At 64.4% G+C, this 13,061-nt stretch carries 15 protein-coding genes; 12 read left to right on the plus strand and 3 right to left on the minus strand.

The window, feature by feature from the left end; all coding sequences use genetic code 11:
* Position 1 precedes the first annotated feature (1 nt).
* Complete coding sequence (locus AB3G31_RS04940) at positions 2 to 751, plus strand: response regulator (RefSeq protein WP_367849086.1); 750 nt, start codon at positions 2 to 4, stop codon at positions 749 to 751.
* The gene (locus AB3G31_RS04945; protein WP_367849087.1) at positions 739 to 1,773 is read left to right on the plus strand and encodes an ATP-binding protein; all 1,035 of its coding nucleotides are present in this window, start codon (positions 739 to 741) and stop codon (positions 1,771 to 1,773) included. Before AB3G31_RS04940 ends, AB3G31_RS04945 begins: the two co-directional genes overlap by 13 nt.
* Here the strand turns inward: AB3G31_RS04945 and AB3G31_RS04950 are convergent.
* Positions 1,751 to 1,999 carry a DUF1653 domain-containing protein gene (locus tag AB3G31_RS04950; protein ID WP_367849088.1) on the minus strand — a complete coding sequence of 83 codons (249 nt, stop codon included), beginning with the start codon at positions 1,997 to 1,999 and terminating at the stop codon, positions 1,751 to 1,753. The two genes, AB3G31_RS04945 and AB3G31_RS04950, sit on opposite strands and share 23 nt — an antisense overlap.
* 55 nt (positions 2,000 to 2,054) lie before the next feature.
* Here AB3G31_RS04950 and AB3G31_RS04955 point away from each other — a divergent pair, with 55 nt between their 5' ends.
* Together AB3G31_RS04955 and AB3G31_RS04960 are read left to right on the plus strand one after the other, a co-directional pair.
* Positions 2,055 to 3,326: an RsmB/NOP family class I SAM-dependent RNA methyltransferase gene (locus tag AB3G31_RS04955; RefSeq protein ID WP_367849089.1), complete on the plus strand. Its 1,272-nt coding sequence runs from the start codon at positions 2,055 to 2,057 to the stop codon at positions 3,324 to 3,326.
* A 123-nt stretch (positions 3,327 to 3,449) separates the two neighbouring features.
* The gene (locus tag AB3G31_RS04960; RefSeq protein ID WP_367849090.1) at positions 3,450 to 4,664 is read left to right on the plus strand and encodes a fatty acid desaturase; all 1,215 of its coding nucleotides are present in this window, start codon (positions 3,450 to 3,452) and stop codon (positions 4,662 to 4,664) included.
* A 60-nt stretch (positions 4,665 to 4,724) separates the two neighbouring features.
* Here the strand turns inward: AB3G31_RS04960 and AB3G31_RS04965 are convergent, their stop codons facing one another.
* Complete coding sequence (locus AB3G31_RS04965; protein ID WP_367849091.1) at positions 4,725 to 5,384, minus strand: HPP family protein; 660 nt, start codon at positions 5,382 to 5,384, stop codon at positions 4,725 to 4,727.
* A 42-nt stretch (positions 5,385 to 5,426) separates the two neighbouring features.
* Entirely contained in the window at positions 5,427 to 6,089 is a 663-nt protein-coding gene (locus AB3G31_RS04970) for a hypothetical protein (RefSeq protein WP_367849092.1), read from the minus strand.
* 20 nt (positions 6,090 to 6,109) lie between these two features.
* On the opposite strand from AB3G31_RS04970, the gene AB3G31_RS04975 reads away from it, so the two are divergent.
* The 8 genes from AB3G31_RS04975 to arsH all read left to right on the plus strand — a co-directional run bounded on the left by AB3G31_RS04975 (position 6,110) and on the right by arsH (position 13,032).
* Positions 6,110 to 8,494: a UvrD-helicase domain-containing protein gene (locus AB3G31_RS04975; protein ID WP_367849093.1), complete on the plus strand. Its 2,385-nt coding sequence runs from the start codon at positions 6,110 to 6,112 to the stop codon at positions 8,492 to 8,494.
* Between the two features lie 67 nt (positions 8,495 to 8,561).
* The gene (locus tag AB3G31_RS04980) at positions 8,562 to 8,807 is read left to right on the plus strand and encodes a hypothetical protein (RefSeq protein WP_367849094.1); all 246 of its coding nucleotides are present in this window, start codon (positions 8,562 to 8,564) and stop codon (positions 8,805 to 8,807) included.
* A 178-nt stretch (positions 8,808 to 8,985) separates the two neighbouring features.
* Positions 8,986 to 9,975: a hypothetical protein gene (locus AB3G31_RS04985; protein WP_367849095.1), complete on the plus strand. Its 990-nt coding sequence runs from the start codon at positions 8,986 to 8,988 to the stop codon at positions 9,973 to 9,975.
* Positions 9,972 to 10,802, plus strand: a complete 831-nt coding sequence (locus tag AB3G31_RS04990; RefSeq protein ID WP_367849096.1) for a hypothetical protein — start codon at positions 9,972 to 9,974, stop codon at positions 10,800 to 10,802. The genes AB3G31_RS04985 and AB3G31_RS04990 overlap by 4 nt, the downstream gene beginning before the upstream one ends.
* A gap of 108 nt (positions 10,803 to 10,910) precedes the next feature.
* Entirely contained in the window at positions 10,911 to 11,240 is a 330-nt protein-coding gene (locus AB3G31_RS04995) for an ArsR/SmtB family transcription factor (RefSeq protein WP_367849097.1), read from the plus strand.
* Positions 11,227 to 11,913 (plus strand): aquaporin, encoded by a 687-nt coding sequence (locus AB3G31_RS05000; RefSeq protein WP_367849098.1) that lies wholly within the window; start codon positions 11,227 to 11,229, stop codon positions 11,911 to 11,913. Before AB3G31_RS04995 ends, AB3G31_RS05000 begins: the two co-directional genes overlap by 14 nt.
* Positions 11,910 to 12,338, plus strand: coding sequence for an arsenate reductase (glutaredoxin) (arsC, locus tag AB3G31_RS05005; protein WP_367849099.1), 429 nt, complete (start codon positions 11,910 to 11,912; stop codon positions 12,336 to 12,338). Before AB3G31_RS05000 ends, arsC begins: the two co-directional genes overlap by 4 nt.
* 13 nt (positions 12,339 to 12,351) lie before the next feature.
* A complete protein-coding gene (arsH, locus tag AB3G31_RS05010; RefSeq protein WP_367850295.1) occupies positions 12,352 to 13,032 on the plus strand; it encodes an arsenical resistance protein ArsH in 681 nt (226 codons plus the stop codon).
* The last annotated feature ends 29 nt before the right edge of the window (positions 13,033 to 13,061 follow it).

Below are 13,061 nucleotides of genomic sequence, written 5' to 3' on the forward strand. Positions count from 1 at the left end.
TATGAACCCCTGTCGGCAAATTCTGGTCGTGGACGACGACGCAGGCATCACCACGCTGTTGCGCGACTACCTGTCGGGTTTCGCGCTGTGCGCCCATACGGCCCACGATGGCCCCAGCATGCGCCAGCAGCTGGCCAGCCTGCCGATCGACCTGGTGGTGCTGGATGTGATGTTGCCCGGCATGGACGGACTGAGCCTGGCGCGCGAGCTGCGCCAGCACTCGGCCATTCCCATCATCATGCTGACCGCCCGCACCGGCCACTTTGACCGGGTGCTGGGCCTGGAGATGGGGGCCGACGACTACATGGGCAAGCCCTTTGAACCGCGCGAGCTGGTGGCTCGCATCCACACCGTGCTGCGCCGCGCCGCCTCGGTGCACGACCGCATCCTGCAGGAAGTGGGCAGCGACACGGTGTACTTCGACGGCTGGGCCCTGCACCGCCACGAGCGGCGGCTGACCGCCCCCTCGGGCCTGGTGGTGCCGCTGTCGAACGCCGAATTTCGCCTGCTGTCGAGTTTTCTGGCCGCGCCCCGCCGCCTGCTGAGCCGCGACCAGCTGATGGAGCAGGCCCGCGGCCGCGCTATGGATGCGTTCGAGCGCAGTATCGACCTGCTGGTGTCGCGGCTGCGGCAGAAGTTGAGCGACTCCACCCAGCCGGGCGATGCGCCGTCGATGATCAAGACCGTGCGCGGTGCGGGCTATATGTTGACCGCCCGGTCCGTGCAGGGCCAGCCCGCGTGGCCGCACTGAAGCGCCTGCTGCCCGCGACCCTGTTCGGCCGTCTGGCCTTGTTGCTATGCGTGGCCGTGCTGGCCAGCCATGTACTGGCATTGACCATGGTGCTCGGGCTGGGCCGCCCGCTGGAGGGTGGCGCGGGCATGGGGTCTGGCCACCGCCCACCGCCTCCGCCTGGCATGTCGATCTGGGACATGCCGGGCCTGTGGCTGGACATAGGCGTGCGCATGAGCGCCTTGGTACTGGCGGCCTGGATTGGGGCCCGTTGGTTGTCCGAACCCATCCGCCGCCTGGCCCGTGCCGCCAAGGCCCTGGGCCAGGACATCGACCACCCGCCGCTGGCCGAAGACGGCCCGCTGGAGTGCCGCGAGGCCAGCCAGGTGTTCAACCAGATGCAGGCGCAAATCCGCCAGCAGCTGCGCGAGCGCGACCGCTTTGTGGCGGCGGTGTCACACGATTTGCGTACCCCGCTGACGCGGCTGCGCCTGCGCACCGAAAGCCTGGCCGACGCGGCGCAAAAGCAAGCTTTTCAAAACGATGTGGTCGAGATGGACGCCATGATCACGGCCACGCTGGACTATCTGCGCGGCGCGGCCGACGAGGAAGCCTTTGTGCTGCTGGACGTGCATTCGCTGGTGCACAGCATGGCCGACGACCAGTTGGCCTGTGGGCACACGGTGCGCGTCACCGGCAGCGCCGCCCCGGTACGGGCCCAGGCCTCGGCCATGCGGCGCTGCATTGGTAACCTGGTGGACAACGCCATCCGCTACGGCGGCGCGGCGCATATCCGGCTCAGCGATGGGGCCTATTGGCTGCGGATCGAGGTTGTTGATGCCGGCCCGGGCCTGCCGGAGTCCGAGCTGGAGCAGGTGCTGGCCCCGTTTTACCGCGTCGAAGCCTCGCGCAACCGCCACCACGGCGGGGTCGGACTGGGCCTGTCCATCAGCCATGACATTGCCCGCAAGCACCGGGGCAGTTTGCAATTGCGCAACGGCGATAGCGCCGGGCTGGTGGCTACTCTGCGTTTGCCTCGATAAGCGTAAAGCGTGGCTGGCGCACGCCGTCGATCACCACTTCTTCTTCAAACATCGCCGCCGGGCGCACCCACAGCCCGTGCTCGCCGTACAGGGCGCGGTATAGGGTCAGGGGCTCCAGGGTTTCGCTGTGCCGCACCGTACCGACCACGTCGTACAGCATGCCTTTGTAGTGGCGGTAACGGCCGGGCGGGGTGGTGATGAGCGGGGGCAGGGTGGGGTCGGACATACAGATTTAAGAGATAAAACAGGCGGCGTGGGACCCACATGGGACAATTGGGGCTATGCATCCTAAAGATTTCCTCGACGAGTGTTCTGAACTCGTACGCCAAGCCCTCCAATTTGAACACCCTGCCGACTCGGTGGTTTCGCGGTTTTTCCGCGACAACCGGTCGCTGGGCCCACGCGAGCGCGCCACCCTGGCCGAAACCGTCTACACGGTTTTGCGCAAGAAACTGCTGTTTGACCACCTGGCCCCTTCGGGCAGCGGCTCCAAGCAGCGCCGTCTGGCGATTCTGGGCTTCCATGGCCCGCGCGACTTTTTGTACGGCGCACTGACCGACCAGGAAAAGACCTGGCTGGAAAACTGCGACAAGGTCAAGACCGAAGACTTGCTCGACCGCCACCGCCACAACCTGCCCGAGTGGCTGGTGCAGCCGCTCAAAGAGCAGCTCAAGGACGAATTCTGGCCGCTGGTGGAAAGCCTGGTCCACGGCGCAGGCCTGGATTTGCGCGTCAACGCCCTGAACGCCAAGCGCGACGACGTGCAAAAAGAGCTGGCCAAGGTGGGCATCAAGTCCGTGGCCACCCCGTACTCACCCTACGGCCTGCGCCTGGCCGACAAGCCTGCGCTGACCAAACTCGACGCCTTCACCCGCGGTGCCATCGAAGTACAAGACGAAGGCTCGCAGCTGCTGGCCCTGCTGCTGGATGCCAAGCGTGGCGAAATGGTGGTGGACTTCTGCGCCGGTGCCGGTGGCAAGACACTGGCCATCGGTGCGGGCATGCGCAGCACCGGTCGGCTCTATGCGTTTGACACCTCGGGCCACCGCCTGGACGCGCTCAAGCCCCGGCTGGCGCGCAGCGGTTTGTCCAACGTCCACCCCGCCGCCATCGCCCACGAGCGCGACGACCGCATCAAGCGCCTGACCGGCAAGATCGACCGCGTGCTGGTCGATGCCCCGTGCTCCGGCCTGGGCACCCTGCGCCGCAACCCCGACATGAAATGGCGGCAAACCCCCAAGGCCGTGGAGGAGCTGGTGGTCAAGCAAACCGCGATTTTGCAAAGCGCCGCGCGCCTGCTGAAATCCGGTGGTCGCCTGGTGTATGCCACCTGCAGCATCCTGCCCGCAGAAAACGAAGAGATCGCGCTGGCCTTCTCGGCGGCGAATCCCGACTTCACCCCTCTTGAAACGGCCGACATCCTGACCCATCTGAAGGTGGACAACGCGGCCAGCCTGTGCAGTGGTCCGGTCAGCGGTGGCGAATTTTTGCGTCTGTGGCCGCACCGGCATGGCACAGACGGCTTCTTTGCGGCGGTTTGGCAGAAGAAATAACGCCCAGAGTGTGTGTAGGTAGAGACGGAGCCCTAGGATATTTGGGGGCTCCTGCCTACAATAGAAGGCTGGCCAGCACATTCCTAACCGCTAGCCCATATTAAAGACCAAGGCTATTACTTTATGTTGTTACCCGATTGGGCTGTGTTGAACGCAGCTGTTGACTGGCTTGCGAACGGTTTGTGGAACCTGTCCTGGTGGCAGATCGTGTTGTACACGCTGGTCACCACCCACATCACCATTGCCAGTGTCACCATTTACCTGCACCGCCACCAGGCGCACCGGGCCATGGATCTGCACGCCATTCCTGCCCACTTTTTCCGTTTCTGGCTGTGGCTGGGCACCGGACAGGTCACCAAGGAATGGGTGTCCATCCACCGCAAGCACCACGCCAAGTGCGAAACCAAAGACGATCCGCACAGCCCGCACGCCCATGGCATCAAAACCGTGTTCTGGACCGGTGCCGAGCTGTACCGCAAAGAATCCAAAAACCAGGAAACCCTGGCCAAGTACAGCCATGGCTGCCCCAACGACTGGATCGAACGCAATCTGTACACCCGTTTCAGCTGGCAAGGCGTGGGCCTGATGCTGATTCTGAATCTGGCGATGTTCGGTATTGCAGGCCTGTCGGTCTGGGCCGTGCAGATGATCTGGATTCCTGTGACTGCTGCTGGCATCATCAATGGTATTGGCCACTACTGGGGCTACCGCAACTTTGAAGCGCCCGATGCCAGCACCAATATCTCGCCCTGGGGCATTTTGATTGGTGGCGAAGAGTTGCATAACAACCACCACACCTACCCCACGTCGGCCAAGTTTTCTGTCAAACCCTACGAGTTCGACATGGGCTGGGTTTACATCCGCGCCCTCGAAACGATTGGTTTGGCCAAGGTCAAGAAAACCCCGCCCAAGCTGCTGCTGGGTGCCATCAAGCCCGTGGCCGATGAAAAGACGCTCGAAGCGCTGATCGCCAACCGCTACGAAGTCATGGCCGGTTTTGCCCGCGACATGCGCCAGGCCTGCAAGTCCGAGCTGGAGGCCCTCAAGGCCCGCAAGGGTGACGTGTCGGCGCTGCAGGCCGCCAAGCGCTGGATGCACCGCGATGCTGAGAAAGTTCCCGCTGCGGCCCAGCCACATCTGGACCAGGCCCGTGCCGCCCACCCCGTGCTCGACAAAATGGTGGTGATGCGCGAAGAGCTGCGCCAGATGTGGCTCAACACCTCGCAGTCGCGTGAGCAGCTCACCATCGACCTGCAAGCCTGGTGCCATCGCGCCGAAAGCAGCGGCATCAAAGCCCTGCAAGAGTTCTCGATGAAGCTGCGCGCCGCCCACGCCTGATCGCGTTCACCGCTCCCAGACAACAAAAAGCCCGCTTCTGCGGGCTTTTTGTTGTCTGGCTCAGCCCCACACGTCCAGCGGTGGGTCGTTTGCCACGGCGCGCAGGATGTCGGTGCGCCCGATAAATCCGGTCAGCGTGCCGTTGTCATCCACCACCGGCAGTCCGGGCAAATGCGTGTCCAGCAGTACCTGGGCGACGCGGCGGATGTCGGTGTCGGCGGTGGTGCTGGCCACCGGGGTCCACATCACGCTGGCCACGGGCAGGGCCATGCGGTCAGCCCAGTCGGTGGCGCTGGGGATCTCCAGCGTGGGGTAGATGTCGGCCCGCAACAGCAATCCGACCAACTGGCCTTGTGCGTCTACCACGGGCATCTGGCCCACGCGGTGGCGGGCCAGCAGGGCGGCGGCGATGGCCAGCGGCACATCGGTCCGTACGGTCACTGCGGGCTGGGTCATCAGCAAACCCACCCGGTCCAGCGGTTGGCGTGGCGTGTCGGGCTGGCTCACCTGGGCGTAGGCTGCGACTGCCGTGGCGGGCAGCAAGCCTTTGGGGTGGGGCGTTTCGGCCTCGAACGGCGTCACCGATAGCTCGGGCTCCAGTACCAGGTCGTTGGCTTCGATGGGGTGCAGCCGCGCAACGGCATTCACTTTATCGATATGGCGTAACTGCTCAACCGTGCCGGTGAACACCCGCCCCGTAACCCCATAGACTGAAAACATGGCTTGTGCCCTCCTGCGGTATACAAATTAACACATTGCGTATTATTCGTCTGTATCCCCGCACACCGACTGCGCCACTGCCACCACCCGCGCACTGGCATCTTCGACCCAGCCAATCACCCGCAGCCGGGCGGCTTGGGCGCCTGCCGGAACGCTCAAGGGGCGAATTTCCGCGTGCTCGCCCGCTGCGCTCCAGTCCAGCAGCAGGCTATTGCGCACCAGATTGCGTTCGACCGCCGTGCCATCGGCTCCGGCGGGAATGGTTTCTACCAGCGCCAGCCAGGCGGTGAGGGGGCCGTGGGCTGCTTCTTGGGTGGCTTGCAAGGCGATGGAGGTGCCAACGTAGCCGCCCAGCACCGGACCCCGGGCCACGCGCAGTGGCAAAGGCGGTGGTGGCGGGGCGGTGGGTGTCGCCGCCTGCCCCATCGCCTGTAGGCGGTCCAGCCCGTCCTGGCGCGCCGCTGCCGACAAGGGGGCGTCGTCGCCCAGCGCACCGGGCACGATCCAGTCCAGGGCCACCGCGCCGGGGCGGGGCAGGGCAGCGTGCGCATCGGTCCAGCAGGCTTCGCAATCGGCGCTGATGAAGCGTTCCAGCAAGGCGGTGGGCGCGCTCTGGCCTTCGCTGGAGCAGGAAGCCTGGGCCAGTGCCGTCTGGTGGAGCGCCAGCAACAGGGCGGCGGCTCCTAGGGCTAGGGTGCTTTTCATGGGGTTCCTACAATCGGCCTATGTTCTCTGTAAATACTAACTTGCCCGCACAGGATGCGCCGCTCCTCCACAACCTTAACCCTGAGCAGTTGGCGGCTGTTACCCTGCCCACCGGCCATGCGCTGATTCTGGCCGGGGCCGGTTCCGGCAAAACCCGGGTGCTCACCACCCGCATAGCCTGGCTTCTGCAAACCGGGCGCGTCACCCCGGGTGGCATCCTGGCGGTCACATTTACCAACAAGGCCGCCAAGGAAATGGTGCTGCGCCTGGGCACTATGCTGCCCATCAACGTGCGTGGCATGTGGATAGGCACCTTCCACGGCTTGTGCAACCGCCTGCTGCGCGCGCATTACAAGCTGGCGAACCTGCCGCAAAGCTTCCAGATCCTGGACACCCAGGACCAGCTCAGCGCCATCAAACGGCTATGCAAGCAATTCAATATAGACGACCAACAGTACCCTGCCAAACAAACCCAATGGTTTATTGGCAACTGCAAAGAAGAAGGTCTGCGCCCCGATGCGGTGGAAAGCCACGACCCGCAAACCCGCAAGAAAATCGAGATTTACGCGCTGTACGAAGAGCAGTGCCAGCGCGAGGGCGTGGTCGATTTTGGCGAGCTGATGCTGCGCAGCTACGAGCTGCTGCGCGACCAGGATGCCATCCGCGAGCACTACCAGCGCCGCTTTCGCCACATCCTGATCGACGAGTTCCAGGACACCAACAAGCTGCAGTACGCCTGGATCAAGATGCTGTCCGGCCACGGCCCCAAGGATTTGGCCAACGGTACGTCCATGCCCGGTGGCAGCGTGCTGGCGGTGGGCGACGACGACCAGAGCATCTATGCCTTCCGCGGCGCGCGGGTGGGCAACATGGCCGACTTTGTGCGCGAATTCGGCGTCACCCAGCAGATCAAGCTGGAGCAAAACTACCGCAGCTTCAGCAACATCCTGGACTCGGCCAACCAGCTCATCAGCCACAACAGCAACCGCCTGGGCAAAGACCTGCGCACCACCCAAGGCCCCGGCGAGCCGGTGCGGGTGGTGGAGAACCCGCGCGATCTGGATGAAGCCCAGTGGATCGTCGACGAGGTCAAGCAGCTGGTGCGCGACGGCATGCCGCGCCAGGAAATCGCTGTGCTGTACCGCAGCAACGCCCAAAGCCGGGTGATCGAAACCGCGTTGTTCAACGCCGCCATTCCCTACCGTGTGTTTGGCGGCCTCCGCTTCTTTGAGCGCGCCGAAATCAAGCACGCGCTGGCCTATTTGCGCCTGCTGGAAAACGCCAACGACGACACCAGCTTCCTGCGCGTGGTCAACTTCCCGCCGCGCGGCATCGGTGCGCGCAGCCTGGAGATTCTGCAAGATGCCGCCCGCAGCAATGGCTGCTCGCTGCACGACGCCGTCAGCATCGTGCCCGGCAAGGCCGGGGCCAACTTTGGTGCCTTCGTGGCCAAGCTGGACGTGCTGCGCGAGCAGACCGAAGGCCTGTCTTTGCGCGAAATCATCGACCTGGTGCTGGACCACAGCGGCCTGCTGGCCCACTTCAAGGCCGACCGCGAGGGCGAAGACCGGGTGGAGAATTTGGAGGAGTTGGTCAACGCGGCCGAAAGTTTCGTCTCCCAACAGGGCTTTGGCCGCGATGCCGTGGCCCTGCCGTTGGACGAGCTCAGCCAGTCCCCCGCCAGCCAGGGCCTGGACCCCAACGCCCCGGCCGCCGAGGGCTTCATCGACCAGGACAGCGGCGAAACCCTGTCGCCTCTGGCCGCCTTCCTGACCCACGCTGCCCTGGAGGCCGGCGACAACCAAGCCAAGGCCGGGCAAGATGCCGTGCAGCTCATGACCGTGCACTCCGCCAAGGGGCTGGAATTTGATGCTGTCTTTGTAGGCGGCATGGAAGAAGGCCTGTTCCCGCACGAAAACTCGCTCAGCGACCGCCAGGGCCTGGAGGAAGAGCGCCGCCTGATGTACGTGGCCATCACCCGCGCCCGCCAGCGCCTGTACCTCAGCTTCTCGCAAAGCCGCCTGCTGCATGGCCAGACCCGCTACAACCCGCGCAGCCGCTTTTTTGACGAACTGCCGGAAGGCGCGCTGAAGTGGATCACCTCCAAACCCTCGGGGTATGGGTTTGCTCCTAAATCAGGAGCTTCTCACGCTTATGGATACAGCGCTGGAGGCACTTTTAATAAAGAAAATGCGCCTTTCGCCAGCCCGCCTGTGCCGCCGCAAAAAGCCACCCCCAGCCACGGCCTGCGGGTCGGCATGCAGGTGTTCCACACCAAATTCGGCGAAGGCAAAGTCAACCTGCTGGAAGGCAGCGGCGACGATGCCCGGGCGCAAATCAACTTCCCACGCCATGGCGTGAAATGGCTGGCGCTGAGCGTGGCCAAGCTGACCCCCGTGCCCTGACACGGCTGTCGTCATAGCGTCACACAAGGCGCGCAGCATGGCGGGCACCATTCCCTAGGAGCCCGCCATGACAGACCTGAAAGAATTCCACGTCGGCGACTGTGTCGTCTCGCTGTTTGCCAAGCCCATGGTCGACGGCACCTGGCTGGCCCGCGTGGGCATCGCCCAGCACTACGGCATGCCCATCCCCAGCCAGCGGGTGATCAGCTTTGACAACCCGTTTGTGTCGGAAGACAACGCCCTGGCCCACGCCCGCGAGCAGGGCCTGCGCATCGCGCGCGACCCGGTGGCGTTTTTGCAGATGGCGGTGTAGTCCGCACAACGGCCTGGTTCTTCCCCCATGTAGGGGATGAAAATATTGTTTACCGCGTATCTTGTTTGTGAACATGTGTACAGTGTCTATCGGTTTTTCCGTTATTACACTAAAAACCCTGAAATCGGGGTGTACACAGGAGTTTCAATTGACAGATATTCGATTGGTAGCAAGCAGCATGGTTTTGGCCACCCTGGTGGCCTGCGGAGGCGGCGGTGGCGACAGCACACCCACTGCTGGTGGCGGTAGCGCCCCCAGCACGGCCTTCAAGCTGACCAGCGGCAATTACACCGTAGCGGCACAAGAGGCTTTGTCCACAGCCAATGCCACGCAGGGCGCATTGGTTTTTTCGGAAGTCCTTACCGGCGCAGCCGTCTCTGGACCAGGTCTGCCCTTGGCCTTCGCCCGGGCCCAGGTGCCTAAGCTGCAAGATTGGTTGCGCACCGTGCCGCAACAGGTCACCGGTGCCTTGCAACAGTACACCGAGCCCTGTGCAGGTGGCGGCACCTTGGGTGTCACGGTGAGCGATATCAACGGCAACCGCTCCGTGGATGCGGGCGATACCGTCAACATCGTGGCGACCAACTGCAACATCAATGGCAACACGGCCAATGGCAGTATCGGCATGACGGTGAACAGCACGTCCGGCAACCTGAGCGGCAATGTCTATGGGTTGAATCTCGGCATGGTGTTCGGTAATTTTTCAGCTAGTTCGACAGCCGGTACCGATACCTTGAACGGCAGCTTGACCCTGGCCGTCCAATCTACGGGTGTTAACAGGGTGGTGACTACCCTGTCAGCGCCCAACAACCTGACCATGGCGGGCAGCTTCGGCGGCGTGGCCTATAGCCGGAGCCTGATGGGCTACAGCTCCACCGTCACTATCAGCCCGGCGTCCTCGGGTTACAGCGAATCCACTATTTACGGTGGCACCCTGTCGAGCAACAGCTTTGATGCCAAGACTGTGGTGATCTCCATGGACACGCCGTTTGTGCGCACCAACCTCCAAAGTTTCCCCGCTGCAGGCCAGGTGGTGCTGACCGGGGCCGATGGCAGCCGCGTCCGGATCACCGCCCAAAGCGTGACCCAGGTGCAGATAGAGCTGGATGCCGACGGCAACGGCGTGTATGAACTCGCCACCACCCGGGCCTGGAGCAGCCTGCTGTGACCCCTGCAAGCTTGCTTGCCAAAGGCCGCTTATGCGGCCTTTTTGCACTCCTGACCCTGGCCTCCCTGGCCAAGGCTGCAGAGTGCGGGGCCACAGACCTGTCGCTGCTCGCCGGTGTGCAACACAGCCGTTGGCAAGAATTTGATGCCCGGGGCCGCAAGCTGGTAGATGAATCGGGCTTGTTGCACCACACGGGCCTGCAACTGGAGGGCGATTGCGCAAGCCTGCAATGGGCCGCCCAGTGGAGCCAGGGCCGTGGCACACGCGACTACGACGGCGTGAGCAGCGCTAACCAGCCAATCCAGACCACCAGCCGCCTGAGTCTCCAGCGTGTGCAACTGCAGGCCTGGGCTCCGGTAGCCGAGCGCTGGGCCGTGGGTGCCCGCCTGGGCTGGACCCAGTGGGACCGCGATCTGGCCAGCGTGGGCCCGGTGCAGGGCTACCCCGAGCAATTTCGCACCATCCAGGCTGCGGTGGGCGTGCGCTACATCCTGGCGGATGTGGGCGGCTTGCGTTGGACGCTCAGCAGCTGGCTGGGCGGAGGGCCGGGCGGTACGCTGTACCTGCAGCTGCCCAACACCGATGCCGCCCGTCTGCGCCTGGGCCATAGCCAGATGGCCCAGCTGGGTGTGCAACTGGAGTTGCCCGAATCTGTGCACCGCACGGGCTGGTCGTGGCGACTGGGTTGGCAGATGCAGCAGGAACAGATGCGGGCTGGACCCAGCCACGCGATCACCCGCAACGGCATCCTGGTGGGCGGCGCGGCCCAGCCCAAAACCCGGCAAACCAGCATGGGGCTGGACGGAGCGCTGCGCTACCGCTTTTAGCCACCCGTCCGGTCGGCGGCTGAGCCCGCACCGCCGACCGGCCATCCATGGGGAGCGTTGTAGGTCAATCGCCGGGATTCATTTCAATATTTCAATTAAACTTGAATTATGAAATCAATTTCCATCGACGAAACAACGGCTGTTCGCTCCCTGGCCGCCCTGGCCCAGGCCCAGCGCCTGCGGGCCTTCCGGGCGCTGGTGGTGGCGGGGGCCGAGGGTCTGACCCCGGGTGCCATGGCCGAGCAGCTGGGCGTGGCTCCCAGCGCGCTGTCGTTCCACCTCAAGGAGCTGGCGCATGCGGGCTTGGTCAGCAGCGAGCCGCGGGGCCGCAACCTGATCTACCGTGCCAACTTCGCGCAGATGAACGTGCTGCTGGGCTACCTGACCGAGCACTGCTGCCAGGGCGTGGCCTGCGAGGTGCCGAATGTCTGCTGCTAGGCTACCCCGGCAATTGCTGGCCGAATGTGTGGGCACGGCGGCGTTGCTGTGCGCGGTGATTGGCTCGGGCATCATGGCCGAGCGGCTGGCCGGTGGCAACGTCGCCGTGGCGCTGTTGGCCAACACCCTGGTAACGGTGTGGGCGCTGTATGTGCTGATCGAAACCCTGGGGCCGGTGAGCGGCGCGCACTTCAACCCGCTGGTGACTTTGGTTATGTGGTCAAAAGGGCAGCTAGCGCTTATGGATAGGGCGCAAGTAGCTCTCTTGTTTATAGCATTTCAATTACTGGGGGCGGTGCTGGGCGCCTGGCTGGCGCATGCCATGTTCGACCTGCCGATCCTGCAAACCAGCACCAAGCTGCGCACGGGCAGCGGCCAGTGGCTTGCCGAGGCGGTGGCCACCGCCGGGCTGATCTTCACCATCCTGCGCGCCCCGGCAGGCAGGGCCAGCGTGCTGGTGGCCAGCTATATTGGCGCAGCCTACTGGGTGGCCGCCAGCACCAGCTTCGCCAACCCTGCCGCCGTGCTGGGCCGCATGCTGAGCGACAGTTTTGCGGGCATCGCCCCGTCCAGCGCACCCGCCTTTGTGCTGGCGCAGTGCTTGGGCGCGCTGGCGGGCCTGGGGCTGGCCCATCTATTTGAACCTTCTGCTGCCATCGAAAGAACACCATGACCGACACCACCATCTTCCACAACCCGGCCTGCGGCACTTCGCGCAACGTGCTGGCGCTGATCCGCAACGCGGGCATCGAGCCCACCGTGGTCGAGTACCTGAAAACCCCGCCCAGCCGCGCCCAGTTGCTGGATTTGCTGGCCCAAATGGGCCTGCCGGTACGTGCCGTGCTGCGCAAAAAAGGCACGCCGTATGCCGAACTGGGGCTGGACAACCCGGCGCTGGGCGACGACGCGCTGCTCGATGCCATCCTGGCCCACCCGGTTCTGCTGGAGCGCCCCATCGTCACCACCGCGTTGGGCACCCGGCTGTGCCGCCCGTCCGAGGCGGTGCTGGACATCCTGCCCGCGCCGCAATTGGGCGCGTTTGCCAAGGAAGACGGCGAGCCGGTGGTCAATGCCCAGGGGGAACGCATTGCTCGCTAATGTCGACCCCGCGCTGTTCCAGGTGCCCACCCTGGCCGCCCTGCACGCCACGCCGCCCAGCACCCACCCGCCGCGCATCTTGCTGCTCTACGGCTCGCTGCGCGAACGCTCGTTCAGCCGCCTGCTGAGCGAAGAAGCGGCGCGTTTGTTGACCGCGATGGGGGCCGAAACCCGCACTTTCGACCCGCACGGCCTGCCGCTGGCCGACGGCGCGCCCGACGCGCACCCCAAGGTGCAGGAGCTGCGCGACCTGGTGCTGTGGAGCGAAGGCATGGTCTGGTGCAGCCCTGAGCGCCACGGCGCGATGACCGGCACCATGAAGACCCAGATCGACTGGATTCCGCTCGCCCAGGGCGCGGTGCGGCCCACCCAGGGCAAAACGCTGGCGGTGATGCAGGTCAGCGGCGGCTCGCAGTCGTTCAATGCCGTGAACCAGCTGCGGGTGCTGGGCCGCTGGATGCGCATGCTGACCATCCCCAACCAGTCGTCGGTGGCCAAGGCGTTTCTGGAATTTGACGAGGCCGGGCGGATGAAACCGTCGGCCTACTACGACCGGGTGGTGGACGTGGCGGAGGAACTGCTCAAGTTCACTCTATTGACCCGGGACGCATCGCCCTACCTGGTCGACCGCTACAGCGAGCGCAAGGAAAGCGCCGAGGCCTTGTCCCAGCGGGTCAACCAAAAAAGCATATAAATCGGCTCCTGGCGCTTATTCCATCAGCG

This window comes from Rhodoferax sp. WC2427 (genome assembly GCF_040822085.1).
Lineage (GTDB): Bacteria > Pseudomonadota > Gammaproteobacteria > Burkholderiales > Burkholderiaceae_C > Rhodoferax_B.

Bases quoted from the DNA above. Each gene is read 5' to 3' on its own strand.
- AB3G31_RS04980 (WP_367849094.1), top strand. From the start codon at position 8,562: ATGACAGACCTGAAAGAATTCCACGTCGGCGACTGTGTCGTCTCGCTG.
- AB3G31_RS04965 (WP_367849091.1), bottom strand. From the start codon at position 5,384: ATGTTTTCAGTCTATGGGGTTACGGGGCGGGTGTTCACCGGCACGGTT.
- AB3G31_RS04940 (WP_367849086.1), top strand. From the start codon at position 2: ATGAACCCCTGTCGGCAAATTCTGGTCGTGGACGACGACGCAGGCATC.
- AB3G31_RS04970 (WP_367849092.1), bottom strand. From the start codon at position 6,089: ATGAAAAGCACCCTAGCCCTAGGAGCCGCCGCCCTGTTGCTGGCGCTC.
- AB3G31_RS04975 (WP_367849093.1), top strand. From the start codon at position 6,110: ATGTTCTCTGTAAATACTAACTTGCCCGCACAGGATGCGCCGCTCCTC.
- AB3G31_RS04995 (WP_367849097.1), top strand. From the start codon at position 10,911: ATGAAATCAATTTCCATCGACGAAACAACGGCTGTTCGCTCCCTGGCC.
- AB3G31_RS04960 (WP_367849090.1), top strand. From the start codon at position 3,450: ATGTTGTTACCCGATTGGGCTGTGTTGAACGCAGCTGTTGACTGGCTT.
- AB3G31_RS04955 (WP_367849089.1), top strand. From the start codon at position 2,055: ATGCATCCTAAAGATTTCCTCGACGAGTGTTCTGAACTCGTACGCCAA.
- AB3G31_RS04950 (WP_367849088.1), bottom strand. From the start codon at position 1,999: ATGTCCGACCCCACCCTGCCCCCGCTCATCACCACCCCGCCCGGCCGT.
- arsC (WP_367849099.1), top strand. From the start codon at position 11,910: ATGACCGACACCACCATCTTCCACAACCCGGCCTGCGGCACTTCGCGC.
- AB3G31_RS05000 (WP_367849098.1), top strand. From the start codon at position 11,227: ATGTCTGCTGCTAGGCTACCCCGGCAATTGCTGGCCGAATGTGTGGGC.
- AB3G31_RS04985 (WP_367849095.1), top strand. From the start codon at position 8,986: ATGGTTTTGGCCACCCTGGTGGCCTGCGGAGGCGGCGGTGGCGACAGC.